16 protein-coding genes are annotated in these 17,327 nt (G+C 63.8%); 9 read left to right on the top strand and 7 right to left on the bottom strand.

The window, feature by feature from the left end:
• Positions 1–85 precede the first annotated feature (85 nt).
• The 4 genes from CIT40_RS24175 to CIT40_RS24160 are packed head-to-tail and all read left to right on the top strand — an operon-like array spanning position 86 to position 3,561.
• Positions 86–931: an ABC transporter ATP-binding protein gene (locus CIT40_RS24175; protein ID WP_094891374.1), complete on the top strand. Its 846-nt coding sequence runs from the start codon at positions 86–88 to the stop codon at positions 929–931.
• Positions 928–1,713, top strand: coding sequence for an ABC transporter permease (locus CIT40_RS24170; RefSeq protein ID WP_162307653.1), 786 nt, complete (start codon positions 928–930; stop codon positions 1,711–1,713). Before CIT40_RS24175 ends, CIT40_RS24170 begins: the two co-directional genes overlap by 4 nt.
• Complete coding sequence (locus CIT40_RS24165) at positions 1,713–2,477, top strand: ABC transporter permease (protein ID WP_094891376.1); 765 nt, start codon at positions 1,713–1,715, stop codon at positions 2,475–2,477. The genes CIT40_RS24170 and CIT40_RS24165 overlap by 1 nt, the downstream gene beginning before the upstream one ends.
• A gap of 37 nt (positions 2,478–2,514) precedes the next feature.
• Complete coding sequence (locus tag CIT40_RS24160) at positions 2,515–3,561, top strand: 2,5-dihydroxypyridine 5,6-dioxygenase NicX family protein (RefSeq protein WP_094891377.1); 1,047 nt, start codon at positions 2,515–2,517, stop codon at positions 3,559–3,561.
• Here the strand turns inward: CIT40_RS24160 and CIT40_RS24155 are convergent.
• From CIT40_RS24155 to CIT40_RS24135, 5 genes are read right to left on the bottom strand one after another with little or no spacing between them, the layout of a single operon-like run.
• Positions 3,558–4,550, bottom strand: coding sequence for a 3-hydroxybutyryl-CoA dehydrogenase (locus CIT40_RS24155; protein WP_094891378.1), 993 nt, complete (start codon positions 4,548–4,550; stop codon positions 3,558–3,560). The genes CIT40_RS24160 and CIT40_RS24155 overlap by 4 nt on opposite strands.
• A 3-nt stretch (positions 4,551–4,553) precedes the next feature.
• A complete protein-coding gene (locus tag CIT40_RS24150; protein ID WP_094891379.1) occupies positions 4,554–5,642 on the bottom strand; it encodes an NAD/NADP-dependent octopine/nopaline dehydrogenase family protein in 1,089 nt (362 codons plus the stop codon).
• Positions 5,639–7,165: a class I adenylate-forming enzyme family protein gene (locus tag CIT40_RS24145; RefSeq protein ID WP_094891380.1), complete on the bottom strand. Its 1,527-nt coding sequence runs from the start codon at positions 7,163–7,165 to the stop codon at positions 5,639–5,641. Before CIT40_RS24145 ends, CIT40_RS24150 begins: the two co-directional genes overlap by 4 nt.
• 2 nt (positions 7,166–7,167) lie before the next feature.
• A complete protein-coding gene (locus CIT40_RS24140; RefSeq protein WP_094891381.1) occupies positions 7,168–8,457 on the bottom strand; it encodes an acyl-CoA dehydrogenase family protein in 1,290 nt (429 codons plus the stop codon).
• A gap of 12 nt (positions 8,458–8,469) precedes the next feature.
• On the bottom strand, positions 8,470–9,285 hold the full coding sequence (locus tag CIT40_RS24135) for an alpha/beta fold hydrolase (RefSeq protein ID WP_094891382.1): 816 nt from the start codon (positions 9,283–9,285) through the stop codon (positions 8,470–8,472).
• Between the two features lie 192 nt (positions 9,286–9,477).
• Between CIT40_RS24135 and CIT40_RS24130 the strand changes: the two genes are divergently transcribed.
• The 4 genes from CIT40_RS24130 (at position 9,478) to CIT40_RS24115 (ending at position 14,865) form a co-directional block, all read left to right on the top strand.
• Positions 9,478–10,239 (top strand): SDR family NAD(P)-dependent oxidoreductase, encoded by a 762-nt coding sequence (locus CIT40_RS24130; RefSeq protein WP_094891383.1) that lies wholly within the window; start codon positions 9,478–9,480, stop codon positions 10,237–10,239.
• A gap of 28 nt (positions 10,240–10,267) precedes the next feature.
• The gene (locus tag CIT40_RS24125) at positions 10,268–11,104 is read left to right on the top strand and encodes an enoyl-CoA hydratase family protein (RefSeq protein ID WP_094891384.1); all 837 of its coding nucleotides are present in this window, start codon (positions 10,268–10,270) and stop codon (positions 11,102–11,104) included.
• 103 nt (positions 11,105–11,207) lie between these two features.
• Complete coding sequence (locus CIT40_RS24120; protein WP_094891385.1) at positions 11,208–13,559, top strand: bifunctional salicylyl-CoA 5-hydroxylase/oxidoreductase; 2,352 nt, start codon at positions 11,208–11,210, stop codon at positions 13,557–13,559.
• A gap of 55 nt (positions 13,560–13,614) precedes the next feature.
• Positions 13,615–14,865 carry a flavin-dependent oxidoreductase gene (locus CIT40_RS24115; RefSeq protein WP_094891386.1) on the top strand — a complete coding sequence of 417 codons (1,251 nt, stop codon included), beginning with the start codon at positions 13,615–13,617 and terminating at the stop codon, positions 14,863–14,865.
• 7 nt (positions 14,866–14,872) lie between these two features.
• On the opposite strand, the gene CIT40_RS24110 is transcribed toward CIT40_RS24115, so the two are convergent.
• Both CIT40_RS24110 and CIT40_RS24105 read right to left on the bottom strand, forming a co-directional pair.
• Entirely contained in the window at positions 14,873–15,328 is a 456-nt protein-coding gene (locus CIT40_RS24110; protein ID WP_094891387.1) for a cupin domain-containing protein, read from the bottom strand.
• Positions 15,329–15,358: 30 nt separating this feature from the next.
• Entirely contained in the window at positions 15,359–16,531 is a 1,173-nt protein-coding gene (locus CIT40_RS24105; RefSeq protein ID WP_094891388.1) for an ABC transporter substrate-binding protein, read from the bottom strand.
• A gap of 254 nt (positions 16,532–16,785) precedes the next feature.
• On the opposite strand from CIT40_RS24105, the gene CIT40_RS24100 reads away from it, so the two are divergent.
• On the top strand, positions 16,786–17,304 hold the full coding sequence (locus tag CIT40_RS24100) for a MarR family winged helix-turn-helix transcriptional regulator (protein ID WP_162307890.1): 519 nt from the start codon (positions 16,786–16,788) through the stop codon (positions 17,302–17,304).
• Positions 17,305–17,327: the final 23 nt, after the last annotated feature.

Below are 17,327 nucleotides of genomic sequence, written 5' to 3'. Positions count from 1 at the left end.
GGCTTCTTGCTAAGCTCGATCGGCTGACGGAGGACGTTCAGCAGGTTCGGCGGGCAATGTTCGCGCGAGTGAGGCGAGAGACGGGATGACGGTGGTGCCTGCGAGATCGAGCGAATGGGTGAGACCGGTGACATCACGAGAGCCGGCTTCTGCGATCATCGAGATCGACCGCGTCTCGCAGGTCTTTCAGACTTCGGCGCGCAAGGATCATGTGGCGCTTTCGGACATCTCGCTGACGATCGAGGAGGGCGCCTTCGTTTCCATCCTTGGGCCGTCTGGCTGTGGCAAGTCGACACTCCTTTACATCGTCGGCGGTTTTGTCAGCCCAACCAGCGGCTCGGCGAAGATCAAGGGACATGCGATCACGGGGCCCGGTCCGGATCGCGGACCGGTGTTCCAGGAGTTCGCGCTTTTCCCTTGGAAGACCGTGCTGGGCAATGTGATGTACGGCCCGCGTCAGCAGGGCGTGCGCGCCGCCGAAGCGGAAGCGCAGAGCCGGGCCTTGATCGAGATGGTTGGCCTCAAGGGCTACGAGAGCTTCTACCCCAAGGAGCTGTCGGGCGGTATGAAGCAGCGCGTGGCGCTGGCGCGGACGCTGGCCTACCATCCCGAAGTGCTCTTGATGGACGAACCGTTCGGTGCGCTCGACGCGCACACAAGGACGCGCCTGCAGAACGACCTTCTCAACATCTGGGAGCGCGACCGCAAGACGGTGCTGTTCGTCACCCACTCGGTGGACGAAGCCGTCTTTCTTTCGGATAAAGTCGTGATGATGTCGAAATCGCCCGGCCGCATCCGCGAGGTTATCGACATTGATCTACCGCGACCGCGTCGCCGCAACGAGCTGTTGCTCGACCCGCGCTATCAGAAATACGTCGTCGATATCGAGCGCATGTTCGATGAAAGCGACGAAGCCGGGCCCGTCTCGTGATGTCGCCGGCCGCCATGCTCAGACGGGTCGCCCCGGTACTGGCCTGCATCGGGTTGCTGGCCGTGTGGCAGTTTGCATCCCTGGCGCTCAAGAACGACAGCTTCCCGACGGCAATCGAGGCGATCCGGGCAATTCCTGATATTCTTGGCGACAAGGAATCCCTGATCAACATCCTGGCGTCGCTTCGCCGGATGGCGCTCGGGTTCGGTGTGGCGGTACTGGTTTCGATCCCGCTGGGCCTGTTGATGGGACGCAGCCGGGGCGTTGCGGCCTTTTTCAATCCGCTCCTGATGGTGATTTATCCGGTGCCGAAGGCCGCCTTGATGCCGATCATCATGCTTTGGCTGGGCGTCGGCGACGTCACCAAGACATTGGTGATCTTCCTGGGCGTCAGCCTCCCCGTGATCTATCACAGCTTCGAGGGCGCCAAGGCTGTTGAAGAGAAGATGCTGTGGTCGGGAGCGGCGATGGGACTTTCTCCTGCACAGCGCCTGGTGCGGATCGTGTTGCCCGCAGCGTTGCCGGAAATCCTGACCGGCTGCCGTACGGGGTTGGTGCTGGCGCTGATCACGATGATCACCAGTGAGATGATCGCCCGCCAGTCCGGCGCCGGCAACATTCTGTTCAATGCGCTCGACATGGGCCAGTACGACACCGTCTTTGCGATGATCATCATCGTGGGGGCGATGGGAATCTGCCTCGACGCGATTTTTGAAAGGGTTCGTGCCAGACTCGTGCGTTGGTCCGAACCACAGTTCGACATGCCGCTGAGTTTCTCGTGATGTCGCGCCGTCTCTCCGCAAACGTCCTTCTCGGGATTGCCCCGATCGCGCTGGTCATCGCCTTGTGGCAGGGCCTGGTGTCATTCGGCTTCGCGCCCGCGGTCTTGCTGCCGCCGCCGGGCTTCGTCTTCAGCCGGCTGCTCCAGCAGCTCGTGACGTGGACGTTTCAGCAGGAGATCGCGGCAACCTTGATCCGGCTGTTTGCAGGGTTCGCGATTGCGGTCGTGCTTGGTGTCAGTATCGGCATTGCCGCCGCCGCCAATCCGGCCATCAATGCCGTGGTCCGGCCGATCGTCCGCGTATTGGCCCCGCTGCCCAAGGTTGCGCTCTATCCGGCACTCCTGCTTTTGCTCGGATTCGGCCACGGGTCGAAGATCACATTGGTGGCCGCGGACGCACTCTTTCCCATTCTGCTCTCGACCTATTACGGTGCCTCCACCGTCGAACAGAAGCTGATCTGGTCGGCGATGGCAGCGGGAACGCCACGCTACGAAATCCTTTTCAAGGTGGTGCTGCCGGCGGCGATGCCGTCGATCCTGACTGGATGCCGGATCGGGCTTGTCATTTCCTGCATCGTGGTGTTTCTGGCCGAGATGATCACGTCGACGGACGGATTGGGGCACGCGCTCGTGACCGCGGCGCGAACTTTTCAGGCCGTCGACATGTTCGTGCCTCTGATCACGATCTCGCTGCTGGGCCTGATCTTGAATGGCCTGCTCGGGGCGCTGCGCTCATACCTGCTGCGGGGCTTTCCCGAGGCCTGAACTGACCAAGAAGAAATCGGAAGACCGGGAGTGAACCATGCTGGCTGATCGCATTGAGGCAAAATGGATCGACGCATTTTGCGAGATCTTTGAACGCTGTGCCGTCAAGGCCGGTGATACCGCGGCGATTCTCTCCGAAACCCAGTCGCGCGCGTTGAACGTGCATCTGGCGGAACTCGCGCTGCTGCGCATGGGCGCGCGGCCGTTTCACGTGGTGATGCCGACACCGCGTAACCGGAATATCGTTCCGGTTCGCTCGACGGGCGCGAGCGAGGCGATCCAGAAGCTTGGTCCGGTCATCAGTGCGCTTCAGCAGGCTGGTTTCGTGGTGGATTGCACCATCGAGGGCTTGATGCACGCGGTGGAGACGCCGGAGATCCTCAAGGCTGGCGCGCGGATCCTGGTGATCTCCAACGAGCATCCCGAAGCGCTGGAGCGGATGGTGCCGGATACAGCGCTCGAAAAACGCGTTCGGGCGGCGGCCAAGATGCTGCGCGGGACGAAGCGAATGCGGGTGACCTCGAAGGCCGGCACCGCGCTCGACGTCGATATGGTCGGCGCGTCCACGGTCGGTGTATGGGGCTGGACCGACAAGCCTGGCACGCTGGCGCATTGGCCCGGTGGAATCGTCGTCAGCTTCCCCAAGAGCGGGACGATCAACGGCACGCTGGTGATGGCGCCAGGCGACATCAACCTGACCTTCAAGCGCTATCTGACGTCGCCGGTGACGATGACCTTGAAAGACGACTATGTCGTCGAACTCGAAGGCGAAGGCACGGACGCCGCAATGATGCGCTCCTATCTTGCGGCTTGGGGCGATCGCGAGGCCTATGCGGTCTCGCATGTCGGTTTCGGCATGAACCCTGGCGCGCGCTATGAAGCGCTGTCGATGTACGACCAGCGCGACACCAATGGCACGGAGATCCGGGCCGTCTCCGGCAATTTCCTGTTCTCGACCGGCGCGAACGAATTCGCCGGCCGCTACACGGCGGGGCATTTCGACCTGCCGATGATGGGAACGACGATCGAGCTCGATGGCGTCGCGGTCGTTCGCGAAGGCGTATTGCAGGACGTTTTCGGCTAAGTGCGGTCGAGCACGGGTGGGCGAGCCAGGTCGAAGTGGCGCAGCAGGTCCACCATGGCCTGAAGCCGTTTTACGCGATAGGCATCGACGTCCATGCCCGAATAGTCGAGAAAACCGGCACCCGTGCGCAAGCCGATCCGGCCTTCATGCATGTTGCGTGAGATGACGTCCGGCGCGCGATAGCGGTCGCTGCCGAGCGCGCCTTCGAGGTAGCGACTGGCATAGTACAAGATGTCGCCGCCGCCCCAGTCGATGAACTCGAGCAGCCCGAGCACGGCATAGCGGAAGCCGAAACCATGGCGGATCGCCTTGTCGATATCCTCGGCACTGGCGACGCCTTCCTCGACCATGCGCGCGGCCTCGTTCATCGCCAGCGCCTGGATGCGTGGGACGATGAAGCCGGGCGTTGCCGCGCAGACCACCGGCACCTTGCCGATGCCCTCAAGCAGCGCCTTGACCTCGTCGACGATGGCGGGATCGGTGGCCTTACCTGGCGAAACTTCGACCAGCGGGATTAGATAGGCCGGGTTGAGCCAATGCACGTTCAGGAAGCGGCCGGGATTCACGATCGCGCTGGAGAGATCATCGACCAGGATGGTCGACGTCGTCGATGCAATGATCGTGTCGGGTCGCACCTGCCGTGAGGCTAAGCCCAGCACCTCGCGCTTGAGCTCGACGACTTCAGGGACCCCTTCGAAAACCATTCCGGCCTCGGATAGCGCGGACTGGCTATGGCCGGCGGGCACCACCGAGACGCGCGCGACGAGCGGACCGACATCCGCCTCCGTCAGCAGTCCCAGCTTGGACAGGCTGGCAAATGTCTTTGCGACCTCACCAAGCGCGTCCGCCTCGAGCTTGGCGAACTCTTCTGCGCTACGGGCCTTGACGTCGATCATCGTCACGCTGTGCCCGGCGTAGGCGAATGCGACGGCGATGCCGCGCCCCATGCGGCCAGCCCCGAGACAGGCGATGTTGACGCGATTGGTCATCGATCAGAATCCATTGCGAAGCACCGTCTGCAATTCGGCCTTGCTGAGATTGTCGAGCCCCAGCGTGGCCAGCGTGCGGCCGCCATGCGCAAAATCCTCGCCGCAGATCGCGCCGCCGATGGCGAGGAACGCTTTGGCCAGCGGCGTGGCCACGCCAGCCAGTCCGGCGACCGACACCAGCAGCGACAACCCAAGCCGGAGGTCCTCACGCATGTAGCGGTGCTCCGTCAGCACGATCCGTTCGCGCCAGTCGCCTGAGTCCGTCAGCCGGTCATGCGAGCCGCGGCCGTACATCCAGATCTCGCCTTCTTTCGCATAGTGATGAGCGAGCGGGAAATGCGGTGCGCGGTAACCGAGCGCTTCGCGCACCGCGATCCGCTCGGCGTCAAGTGCGTCGGTCACCCGGCGGATCGCGGCTTGCGTTCCCTCCTTGTGGATGTCCCACCGTTCGAAATGCTCGATCGGGCCCGTATTCATGATGATCAGCGGCGGATGGATGATCGGGCCGGCATTCATCAGCGCCCCCGACAGCGCGTCCCCGCAGGACTCGATCGCATCGGGGAAAGCGCGCCCGATCACGTCGAGCGCATGCGGTGCGTGGTCGAGCGGGAACACCCCGACCGGAAGCCGCTTGGCGCGAATGGTGATCGCCACTTCGAAAGGTCCATGTTTGCGGGTGAGCCACGGCAGTGTGCCGGTTTCGGCAAAGCTTGCCTTGGCCTGGTTGCCGGCGTCCCGCACCGCCTGGGCGAAGATGATCGAGCCGAATGTTGCCGGCGGCAAGAACACGACCTGACCATCCCGCAGATGCGGGGCGAGCAGGCGAGCGATATCGGTCTGCGCGAAGGCAGGGGCAGGGCACAGGATCAGCTCCGAGCCGCCGACGGCTTCGGCGATATCGGTCGTGACCAGCGCGAGTTTCACGTCGTGGCGGCCGCTGTGGTCCTTGACCAGGATGCGCGAGCCGGCAGCGCGATGGGCCGCGACCTGACCGGCATCGCGGCGCCAGAGCCGGACTTCGTGCCCCGACAGCGCAAAATCGCCGGCGGCCGCGAAGGAGCCGTTTCCGCCACCAAGAACTGCAATCTTCAAGATGCTTCTCCTTGCGCGCGGGACTGCGCATCAAGCTGCTTCAGCAGGAAATGCTGGACCTTGCCCAGCGCGGTCCGCGGCAGGTCGGTGACCAAGACGATGTCGCGCGGCACCTTGTAGCGGGCGAGTTGCGCCTGAAGATGGGCTCGCAGCTCATTCGCCTCTAGCCGGCAGCCGGATCGGGGGATGACATAGGCGATCGGCACCTCGTCCCAGCGCGGGTCCGGCCGGCCGATCACGGCGCATTCGCTGACATCGGGGTGTTCGAGCAGGACGCGCTCGACCTCGGCCGGGTAGACGTTTTCCCCGCCTGAAATGATCATGTTCTTCTTGCGGTCGCTGACCCAGAAATAGCCGTCGGCATCGCACAGGCCGATATCTCCGGTGCGATACCAGCCGTCGTGCAACGCGTCGCGCGTTGCGGCCTCGTTTCCCCAATATTCGAAGAACACGTTGGGCCCGCGCACCGCGATCTCCCCCGGCGTTCCCGCAGGCAGTTCGTTGCCGGCCTGGTCGATCACCTTTGCTTCACAGCACAAGCCGGCAAGCCCGGTCGATCCCGCCCGCGAAAGGTCGCCGCCAAGCCGCGTGTAGACGGCGATCGGGCAGGTCTCCGTCGAGCCGTAAACCTGAAGCACCGGGACATCGCGCGCGACAAAGCGCTCGATCAGATGCGGCGGCACGATGGTCGAGCCGGTGGCGACGGCCTTCAATGACGAAAGATCGGTGGCTGCCCAAGCAGCATGCTCGCTCACCGCCTGGATGATCGCAGGCACCATCACCGTGAGTGTCGGCCGCTCCTGTTGGATGGCGGCAAGCGCGGTATCCGGCGCGAAGCGGGCGTGGACCGTGACGGTTGCGCCAAGCTGGAGCGCCGGCGTCGTCTGGATGTTGAGGCCGCCGACGTGGAAGAATGGCAGCACGGTCAGCACGTGGTCTTCGGACGTCATGTTGTGCATGTGCTGGCTCATGACGCCGTTCCAGAACAGCGCCTCCTGGCGCAGCACCGCGCCTTTCGGCCGCCCCGTTGTTCCTGACGTGTAGACGATCAGCAGCGGGCAGGAAAGATCGGTGTGCGGATTGCGGCTGCTGCCGTCGCTGCGTGCCAGCAGGCTTTCGAACGCCGTACCACGGGGCGGTGTGAAGTCGAGGCCGACAACGGATGTCCCCGGCGCAAGTTCGGGGAGAACTCCCTCGAACGCCCGTTCGAGCACCACGACTTTGGCGCCAGCGTCTGTGAGAATGAAGAGCTGCTCAGCGACCGCCAGCCGCCAGTTCAGCGGCACGAGCATCGCACCCAGCCGCGCGCATGCGTAGAGCAGAACCAGATAATCAGGCCGGTTCAGGCTGAGGATGGCAACGCGGTCGCCGCGGCCGACGCCGAGCTCCTGCTTCAATGCCGTCGCAGTGTGTTCGATGCGTGCGGCGAACGCGGCATAGCTCAGCCGTTCCCCTTCGAAGGCAATCGCCGTCTTGTCCGGCGCGAACGCCGCGTTGCGATCGATCAGACTGCAGAGGTCCACCGTCAGTCGTCCGTCTCGCCGGTCTCGTACAGCGCCTCACGTCCGATCCGGTCGAGGCAGAGTTCGGCGGTCCAGGGCAGCATCAGCGAGCCGCAGCGGCTGTCGCGGTAGATCCGCTCCAGCGGTAGCGATCGCAGCATGGCCTGACCGCCGCAGGTGCGGATCGCGAGCGCGGCGAGCTCGTTGGCGCCCTCCATCACCGAATATTGCGCGGCATAGGCGCGCAGTACCTGCTCCTTGCTCGGATTGGCGCAGGCTTCGGTGACCGCCTGGAACCAGATCGCCTTGATCTGCTCGAGCTTGATCTGCATCTGCGCGACCGCGATCTGCTTGGTCGGATACATCCGGCGCTTGACCGGCGGCATTCCCGGCACTTCGCCGCGCAAATAACGTACGGTGAAATCATAGGCGGCTTGCGCCAGGCCCATATAGGTCGGCGACAACGTCAGGAACATGTGCGGCCAGCGCATCGCGGCTTGGAAATAGACGCCGCGCGGCATCAGTGCGGAATCCTGCGGCACGAACACGTCCTTGAACAGAAGGGTGCGTGAGACCGTTCCGCGCATGCCGAGCGGATCCCAGTCACCGACGACCGAGACGCCGTCGGACCTGGCAGATATCGCGAGGTAAAGCGTGTTGCGGCGGGACGCCTTCTCGCCTTCCTCGATCTCGGTGCAGAGCACGCCGTAATAGTCGGCATGGCCGGAGAGCGACGCGAAGATCTTCTTGCCGTTGACGATCCAGCCGCCCTCGACCGGCCTTGCTTCCGTGCCAAAAGCGACGCCGCCCGCGGCGGCCGCACCGCCTTCGGAGAAGGGTTGCGAATAGATCGCGCCGTCTTCGACGATCCGCTTGTAATGAACTGCGCGACGCCGCTCGTGCTCGGCGCGGGTGTCCGCGTCCATGTCGAGATCGTCGGCGAGCGGGCCCGACCATAGGGTCGAGCACACGTGCATGTTCCAGGTCAGCGCGGTCGCGCCGCAATAGCGGCCGATCTCGGCGGCCGCCAACGCATAGGTCTGGTAGTTCGCGCCGAGTCCGCCGTGCTTCCTGGGAACGGCGATGCCGAGCAGGCCGACGCGGTGCAGGTCGCGATAATTCTCGACCGGAAAGGTCGCCTCGCGATCGTAAGTGGCAGCGCGAGCGGCGAACACGCTCTGGCCGATCTCTCTTGCTCGCGTAATGATGCCGGCCTGCTCGTCGCTCAGGCGGAATGCAACGGGATCGAAGATCGGAGCATCCAGTGTAACCTTGTCGGTTGTGCCGATGGTCTTGCTGACTTGCATGGTCATTGCGCAGTCACCTTACGCTTTGGTCGCGAGAGAGTTCAGAAAGCGGCCGAGCGCCTCGTCGAAGGCATCGGGACGCTCGAGGTTGGCGAGATGGCCGACGCCGGCGAGCTCGACATAGTCAGCCCCGGGGATGTAGCTCGCCGTCTTCGCCATCATGGGCGCAGGCGCGTTGTTGTCCTTGGAGCCGGACAGCAACAGCGTGGGAACGGCAATATCTCCCAGCGTGTTGCGCTGGTCGAACCCGATGAGAGCGAGCATCATGGCGCGATAGCTCGCTCCGGGCACGCTTCCCATGCATTCGCGTGCAAGTTCCATCCCGCTCGGATCGGGATCGTCGCCGACGAGCTCCTTCACCAATGAAGGCGCCAGCGACTTCATCGTCTCGCCGCGATCGAGCGGGCCGAGCCGCGCCGCAATGAACGATTTCTGCCAGTCGCCATCGGCCTTGCCGAAGGCCGGGCTGGTCTGCGCCAGCACCACCGCGCGGGCCAGCTTCGGGAACTGCACCAGCCATTTCTGGACGATCATACCGCCGATGGAATGGCCGACCAGAATGGGTCTTGTCGCAACGAGTTGCTCGACGAATTGCTGGAGCGCATCAGCCAGGGCAGCGATGCTGACATTGGCGAGTGGCGCCGAGCCGCCATAGCCCGGCATATCCCACGCGATTGCGCGGAAGCGATTGCCGAACGTATCAAGCTGCTGCCGCCAGCTCCGCGCCGCCCCGCCGATGCCATGCAGGAAAATCAGAGGGATCGCGCCAGGATCGCCGGCGGCTTCATAGGCGAAGCGTCCGTCCCTTGTTATCATCGGCACAGGCTGCGACACGCGACATCCTTCTGCTGGGCCCTTTGATGCTAACAGGCCTTTTGGCGATGGGAAGCGATAATTTTATACTTAAAGCAATTTCCAGGCCGTGTTTCGTGCCGTGGCATTCGCGGGGCGAGCGGCGTTCATTGCAAAAGTTTGAAGGTTAAAATATATCGGATGCACGTTCCGCAGATCCGAGGGAGCCAGCGCATGTCCGGGTTGCCCCATTCGCCTCACGCGCTGGTGACCGGTGGCGGTCGCGGCATCGGCCGCGCGATCGCGGCGGCTCTCGTCGGCGCTGGCGCCACCGTGACGATCGTCGGCCGGAATGCCGGGGTCCTCGGCGAGGCCGTCAATGCCGGCGCCGCGCATTTCGCAGTTGTCGCCGATGTCGCGAACGAGGCCGCTCTGAAGGCCGCCATCGCCGAGGCGCATGCGCGCAAGCCGATCGATATCCTGATCGCCAATGCGGGCAGCGCCGAATCCGCGCCTTTCGCAAAATCGGACAACGCCCTGTTTGCGCGCATGATGGACATCAATTTCATGGGTGTGGTCCATGCCATCCACGGCGTGCTGCCGGGTATGAAGGATCGTCCCTATGGCCGCATCGTCGTGATTGCGTCGACGGCGGGTCTCAAGGGCTATGCCTATGTCAGCGCATACACTGCGGCCAAGCACGCTGCGGTCGGGCTCGTTCGTTCGCTTGCCCTGGAACTGGCCGGGGGCAATGTGACCGTGAACGCGGTTTGCCCGGGCTTCACCGACACAGACCTCGTCACCGCCAGCATCGACAACATCATGAAGAAAACGGGACGGAGTCGTGAGCAGGCCATCGCCGAGCTTGCCAAGCACAATCCGCAAGGGCGCCTGATAGCGCCTCAAGAGGTGGCAGACGCCGTGCTTTGGCTGTGCGGCCAGGGCGCCAGCGCGATCACCGGGCAGACAATCGCAGTCGCAGGCGGTGAGATCTAGCTGCGCGGAACAACATCAAGGAGATACTATGAGCAGACCGGCAAATCCCGTCACCATTCCGCTCGCGGACTATTCGCCGCAACACTTCCTGCTGGCGGTGGTCGACGGTGTCGCGACCGTCACGCTCAACCGGCCGGAACGAAAGAATCCGCTGACGTTCGAAAGCTATCGGGAACTGACCGATCTCTTCCGCGCTTGTGCGTTCGACGACGAGGTCAAGTCCATCGTCGTCACCGGCGCCGGTGGCAATTTCTCGTCCGGTGGCGACGTGTTCGAGATCATCGGACCGCTGGTGAAGATGGACACCAAGGGGCTCACGGCCTTCACGCGGATGACGGGCGATCTCGTCAAGGCGATGCGCGCCTGCCCGCAGCCGATCATAGCCGCGGTCGAGGGCATCTGCGCCGGGGCTGGTGCGATCGTCGCGATGGCATCGGACATGCGCCTCGCAGCGAGCGGGACCAAGGTCGCGTTCCTGTTCAACAAGGTGGGGCTGGCTGGCTGCGACATGGGCGCCTGCGCGATCCTGCCGCGGATCATCGGACAGTCCCGCGCCTCCGAGCTGCTCTACACCGGCCGCTTCATGACGGCGGAAGAGGGCGAGCGCTGGGGCTTCTTCAGCCGCATCGTGACGCCGGAGCAGGTGCTGACCCAGGCTCAACTGCTGGCCAGGCAGGTCGCGGAAGGGCCGACCTTCGCCAACACCATGACCAAGCGGATGCTGGCCATGGAATGGGCAATGTCGGTGGAGGAGGCGATCGAGGCGGAAGCCGTTGCCCAGGCCCTGTGCATGACCACTGCCGATTTCGAACGCGCCTTCGAGGCCTTCGCCAACAAGGTCAAGCCGGTATTCAGGGGCGACTAGAACCGGCCGGCGTTGTCCGACGCCGGGCCAGCAACGGGGACTTGCGTGAAATTATTTTAGGCTTAAAATAGTTTCGTGGCCGGGTGAACTTGGCGAGGCTCCCATGAAAGTCGCGATCATCGGTGGCGGACCTGCGGGTCTCTATGCTGCGATCCTGCTCAAGAAGCAGCGCCCGGGCGCCGACATCACGGTGTATGAGCGCAACCGGGCCGACGACACCTTCGGCTTCGGCGTGGTGTTCTCGGATGCCACGCTGGACAATTTCGAAAAGCACGATCCGCCGAGCTATCGCCGCATCACCCAGGAATTCGCCTACTGGGACGACATCGCCGTGCATTTCCGCGGCACCGTCCACCGGGTCGGCGGTAACGGCTTTTGCGGATGCTCCCGAAGCAAGTTGCTCCTGATCCTCCAGGAGCGGGCTCGCGAGCTTGGCGTCGTCCTGCACTTCGAGGTGGACATCGACGACGAATCCCGGTTCGCCGAAGCCGATCTCGTCCTGATCGCCGACGGCATCAACAGCCGCTTCCGCGAGAAATACGTCGATCACTTTCAGCCCGAGGTCGACCTCCGCTCCAACAAGTTCGCCTGGATGGGCTCGACCAAGCCGCTCGACGCCTTCACCTTCATTTTCCAGGAGACCGAGTGGGGGCCGTTCATCGCCCACGCCTATCAGTATGAGGCCGGACACTCGACCTGGATCTTCGAGACCGATCCTGAGACGTTCGAGCGGGCTGGCCTGACGGGGCTGGACGAGACGCAGTCTGCCGCGCGGATGGCCGAGATTTTCGGCTGGTTCCTCGATGGGCACAAGCTGCTCACCAACCGTTCGATGTGGCGCAACTTCCCGATGATCCGGAGCAAGCGTTGGGTCAAGGACAACATGGTGCTGCTCGGCGATGCCAAGGCGAGCGCGCATTTCTCCATCGGCTCGGGCACCAAGCTCGCGATGGAAGATGCCATTGCCCTCGCAGAAGCGATGGCGAAGGCGCCGGGCATCAAGGCCGCGCTCGACGTTTACGAGCACGGCCGCCGCGAGGAGGTCGAGAAGACGCAGCACGCCGCCGACGTCTCGCTGGTCTGGTTCGAGCATGTCGACCGCTTCTGGGATTTCGATCCCGTGCAGTTTGCTTTCGGCGTGATGACGCGCTCGAAGGCGATCACCTATGACAATCTGAAGCTTCGCGCGCCCGATTTCGTGGCCGAAGTCGAGAAGTCGTTCGCCAAACAGGTTCGCGACAACGGCTTTGACGTCGACACCGAGAAGCCGGTGGTGCCGCTGTTCCAACCGTTCCGGTTGCGCGAGATGGAGGTCGCCAACCGCGCGGTGATGTCGCCGATGTGCATGTATTCGGCGAAGGAGGGCGTGCCGACCGATTTCCACCTGGTGCATTACGGCTCACGCGCGATCGGTGGTGCCGGCCTGATCTTCACGGAGATGACCTGCGTCAGCCGCGACGCTCGCATCACGCCCGGCTGCGCAGGTTTGTGGAACGACGAGCAGGAGGCCGCCTGGCGGCGCATCGTGGATTTCGTCCACGGCAATTCGGCTGCAAAGCTCTGCCTCCAATTGGGCCACGCCGGCCGCAAGGGCGCGACCAGGCTGATGTGGGACGGCATGGACCGTCCACTGGAGGAGGGCGGCTGGGACGTGATCTCAGCATCACCGCTGCCCTATTTCCCCGACAGTCAGGTGCCGCGCGAGCTCGATCGCGCCGGGATGAACGCGGTGCGGGATTCCTTTATCGCGGCGGCCGAGCGCGGCGAACGATGCGGTTTCGACATGCTGGAGCTGCACTGCGCCCACGGCTATCTGCTTGCGAGCTTCATTTCGCCGCTGACGAATACCCGCACCGACGAGTATGGCGGCTCGCTCGAAAACCGTCTGCGTTTCCCGCTCGAGATCTTCGAGGCGCTGCGATTGGCGTGGCCGTCGCACAAGCCGATGTCGGTACGCATTTCCGCGACAGACTGGGCCGACGGCGGCATCACCGGCGACGATGCGGTGGCGATTGCGCGCGCCTTCGTCGAGGCCGGCGTCGATCTCGTCGACGTCTCGACCGGGCAGACCGTCCGCGATGCGCAGCCGATCTACGGGCGCATGTTCCAGACGCCGTTCTCGGATCAGGTCCGCAACGAGGCCCGCGTGGCCACGATGTGCGTCGGCAACATCACGACGGCCGACCAGGCCAACACCATTCTGGCTGCCGGCCGGGCAGACCTCGTCGCGCTTGGTCGGCCGCATCTGGTCGATCCCTTCTTCACGATGAAGGCGGCGGCCTGGTATGGGGCAACGGACGCGTTCTGCCCGCCGCAATATCTGCCCGGAATGGATCAGATTTTCCGCAACAGCGCCCGCGACCGTCAGGATCTCGAGGAGCTGCGCATTAAGGCTAAGCCCAAGACCCGGGCCGAGCTCAAGGCGGAGGCGACAAAGCCGCTTGCGGCGGAGTAACCGCCCGTGCGACGTTAACCTCATTGCCTCAAGTGTTTCGAGTGGAGTAAGGGCGATGAAGGCGATTATTGTCGGTGGCGGTATCGGTGGTCTTACCACGGCATTGATGCTGCGGTCGCGCGGCCTCGACTGCGAGATCTTCGAGCAGGCCGACACGATCCGCGAACTCGGTGTCGGCATCAACACGCTGCCGCATGCCATGCGCGAGCTCGCCGGCCTCGGCCTGCTCCAGAAGCTCGACGACGTCGCTGTTCGTACCGACCAGCTCTATTACCTCAACCGTCACGGCCAGGAGGTCTGGCGCGAAGCCCGCGGTGTCGACGCCGGTCACGACGTGCCGCAATTCTCGATTCATCGCGGCCGGCTTCAGGGCGTCATCCATCGCGCCGTCGAGGAGCGGCTCGGACACGAGGCGATCCACACCGGTTGCCGCCTCGGTGCCTTCACGCAGGACGAGGGCGGCGTCACCGCTTACTTTTTCGATCGGGCGGGCGCGCATGTCCATACCGCGCGCGGCGACATCCTGATCGGCGCCGATGGCATCCATTCCCGCGTTCGCGACACGATGTTCCCGAATGAGGGACCGCCGTGCTGGAACGGCTTGATGTTGTGGCGCGGCGCGCGCGACTGGCCGCTATTTCTCACCGGCAAATCGATGATCGTGGCCGGCGGCCTCAACGCCAAGGTGGTGATCTATCCGATCGCGGAGGGATCGAGCCCGGCGAGCCGCCTGACCAATTGGGCCGTGCTGGTGAAGGTGGGCGAGGGCAATGCACCGCCGCCGCGCAAGGAGGACTGGTCGCGGCCGGGTCGCCGCGAGGAGCTGATGCCGCATGTCGCCCGCTTCTCAATCCCCCATATCGACGTCAAGAGCTTGATCTCGGCGACGCCCGAATTCTACGAATATCCGACCTGCGATCGCGATCACTTGCCCTATTGGTCGTCCGGGCGCGTGACGCTGCTCGGCGATGCCGCACATCCCATGTATCCGGTCGGCTCCAACGGCGCCTCGCAGGCGATCCTCGATGCGCGCTGCCTTGCTGATGCGCTGGTGCGCGCAGAGCATCCACGCCAGGCGCTGCTCGAATACGAGAAGAAGCGCCTGCCGATGACGGCCGATATCGTTCGCTCCAACCGGCGCGGCGGCCCCGAGGGTGTCATCGACGCCGTCGAGCAGCTCGCGCCCGACGGATTCGACAATGTCGACAACGTGCTGAGCTATTCCCAGCGCGAGGCCATCGTGCGCGGCTATGCGACCAAGGCGGGCTTCGCCGCCGTGCCGGGGCTCGCGGCGGTGCGCGCCTAACGCGCGGCTAGCCGCCGGGAGGTGGCGGCAGGAAGTGGATGTTGAACTCGGCCGCCATCGCCACCACGTCCTCGGGCTTCTGCTCCTTCATGTTATGAAGGCCCCAGAACAGATCGAACAGCTTCTTGGTCGGTGAGACCCAGAACAGTACCTTTGCGGTCTGCTCCGACTTGTTGAAGATGCCGTGCGGCACGCCCATGCCGAGCCGGATCAGGTCGCCGGCCGTTGCCTGCGACTCCGAATTGCCGAGCATGAAGTCGAGCTTGCCCTCCAGCATGTAGAGATATTCGTCCTGGTCGGGATGGATGTGCGGCGGCACGAACGTGCCCGGCGGCAAAGTCGCGTGCCAGGAGAAGCTGTGCTCGGTCTTGCTTTTCGGCACATAGGTCTGGCCGAGGATGTTCCAGGAGATGCCCTGAATGCCCTCGTTGGCTCGCGTGATGCCGGTGATTTCGCTTGTCATTGTAGTCCTCCCTCAACGCGACGTGCGGCTTTAGTTCGCCGCCTTGCAGTCCTTGGCGTAGCGATCGCCGTAATTCTCGAAGACCTTCTGGACGATCTCGGTCTGGTACTTGCCGTCCGGACGCTTGGCGACCTTGGTCAGATAAAAATCCTGGATCGGATAGCCGTTGGTGTTGAACTTGAAGGCGCCGCGCAGCGAGGTGAAGTCCGCCTTCTTCAGCGCGGCTCCCACGGCATCCTTGTTCGAGAGGTCGCCCTTCACGGACTTGATGGCGCTGTCGATCAGCATCGCGGCGTCATAGGCCTGGAACGCGTAGGTGCCGGGCACGACGTTATAGGCGGCCTCGTAGGACGCGACGAACTTCTTGTTCTGGGGATTGTCGAGATTGGGCGCCCAGTTGGCGCCGCCGAACATGCCGACGGCCGCGTCCTGCTGGGCCGGCAAGGTCGATTCATCCACCGTGAACGCCGAGAGCACCGGAATGCTGTCGGCGAGGCCGGCCTGCCGGTACTGCTTGACGAGATTGACGCCGAGGCCGCCCGGCATGAACGTGAAGAGCGCATCGGGCTTCTGCGAGGAGATCTTGGACAGCTCCGGCTGGAAGTCCAGCGTGTTCAGCGGCATGTAGGATTCCTCAACGATCTCGCCCTTGTAGTCGAGCTTGAAGCCCGCCACCGAATCCTTGCCGGCCTGATAGTTCGGCACCATCAGGTACATGCGCTTGTAGCCGCGATCCTGCGCGACCTTTCCGAGGATCTCGTGCACCTGATCGTTCTGATACGAGGTCACATAGAAGAACGGGTTGCAGTCCTTGCCGGCAAAGGTCGACGGGCCCGCGTTGGGGCTGATCAGGAAGGTCTTCGATTCCGTCACGGGCCGGTGGATCGCCTGCAGGATATTGGAAAAGATCGGGCCGATCACGAAGTCGACCTTGTCGCGTTCGAGCAGTCCCTTGACCTTGGTCACCGCCGCGTCCGGCTTCAGTTCGTCATCGACCACGACGACCTCGACGTCGCGGCCGCCCATCTTGCTGCCGAGGTCCTTGACCGCGAGCGCAAAGCCGTCGCGAACCTGCTGCCCAAGCGCTGCGGCCGGTCCCGACAGGGTCACGATCACGCCGAGCTTGATCTTCTCCTGGGCCAGAGCAGGGGTCATTGCGGTGCCGAGCAGCAAGGCTGCGGCCAAGGTCGATTGCATTCTCATGATCTGTCCCCCGTGACATCAGGGCTTGCGTGGCAAGCCGCGTACTCCGATCCAAGCTTATGCCGATGATGGCGGCCGCGGCAAGCAGAGCTCAATGTGTCGCCATCCCGCGCGTTAAGCGGCGCATGCAAACGGCGCGCCAATTATTTGAAGCCTAAAGAAATTGGCGTGCGATCGATTGTTGCAGCTTTGGGCTTGCGGCCGGCTTCAATTTACTTGAAGCTCAAAACGTTGGGGAATCCGTGCCGGCGCTGATGCCGGCCGAGAGTGACTGCACCGAGATGCTCGATTCCGAGACCAAGGCCGTCGAAACTCCGGAGGACCACGCCGACGAGCTTCGGCTGTGGTTGCGCCTCCTGACCTGCACGACGCTCATCGAAGGTGAGGTTCGCGGCCGGCTGCGGCAGCGGTTCGACGTCACGCTGCCCCGCTTCGATCTGATGGCGCAGCTCGACAAGGTACCCGACGGCATGACGCTGTCCGATGTCTCCAAGCGGATGATGGTTTCGAACGGCAACGTCACCGGTCTGGTCGAGCGCCTCGTGGAGTCCGGTCATCTCGATCGTCGGACCTCGGAGACGGATCGCCGGGTCCAGGTGATCCGCCTGACGAAACTCGGTCGCGCCGAGTTCCGCAAGATGGCTGCGGAGCACGAGACCTGGATCGCCGATCTCTTCGCCGACCTCTCGCCGAAGGATGTGCGCGAATTGATGCGGCTGCTCGCCAAGACCAAGGCGTCGGCGCAGAAATCGGCGGCGCGCCGCCGGGCGTAAGAACGGCACCCCAATCCCTTCTG

The organism is Bradyrhizobium amphicarpaeae (genome assembly GCF_002266435.3).
GTDB classification, from domain to species: Bacteria; Pseudomonadota; Alphaproteobacteria; order Rhizobiales; family Xanthobacteraceae; genus Bradyrhizobium; species Bradyrhizobium amphicarpaeae.
The sequence above is the reverse complement of the archived record's forward strand: the minus strand, read 5'-3'. Positions and strand labels throughout refer to the sequence as shown.

Excerpts from the sequence above, each read along its gene's own strand:
- CIT40_RS24175 (WP_094891374.1), top strand. The coding sequence starts at position 86 with ATGACGGTGGTGCCTGCGAGATCGAGCGAATGGGTGAGACCGGTGACA.
- CIT40_RS24165 (WP_094891376.1), top strand. The coding sequence starts at position 1,713 with ATGTCGCGCCGTCTCTCCGCAAACGTCCTTCTCGGGATTGCCCCGATC.
- CIT40_RS24160 (WP_094891377.1), top strand. The coding sequence starts at position 2,515 with ATGCTGGCTGATCGCATTGAGGCAAAATGGATCGACGCATTTTGCGAG.
- CIT40_RS24155 (WP_094891378.1), bottom strand. The coding sequence starts at position 4,550 with ATGACCAATCGCGTCAACATCGCCTGTCTCGGGGCTGGCCGCATGGGG.
- CIT40_RS24140 (WP_094891381.1), bottom strand. The coding sequence starts at position 8,457 with ATGACCATGCAAGTCAGCAAGACCATCGGCACAACCGACAAGGTTACA.
- CIT40_RS24130 (WP_094891383.1), top strand. The coding sequence starts at position 9,478 with ATGTCCGGGTTGCCCCATTCGCCTCACGCGCTGGTGACCGGTGGCGGT.
- CIT40_RS24125 (WP_094891384.1), top strand. The coding sequence starts at position 10,268 with ATGAGCAGACCGGCAAATCCCGTCACCATTCCGCTCGCGGACTATTCG.
- CIT40_RS24120 (WP_094891385.1), top strand. The coding sequence starts at position 11,208 with ATGAAAGTCGCGATCATCGGTGGCGGACCTGCGGGTCTCTATGCTGCG.
- CIT40_RS24115 (WP_094891386.1), top strand. The coding sequence starts at position 13,615 with ATGAAGGCGATTATTGTCGGTGGCGGTATCGGTGGTCTTACCACGGCA.
- CIT40_RS24110 (WP_094891387.1), bottom strand. The coding sequence starts at position 15,328 with ATGACAAGCGAAATCACCGGCATCACGCGAGCCAACGAGGGCATTCAG.
- CIT40_RS24105 (WP_094891388.1), bottom strand. The coding sequence starts at position 16,531 with ATGAGAATGCAATCGACCTTGGCCGCAGCCTTGCTGCTCGGCACCGCA.
- CIT40_RS24100 (WP_162307890.1), top strand. The coding sequence starts at position 16,786 with ATGCCGGCCGAGAGTGACTGCACCGAGATGCTCGATTCCGAGACCAAG.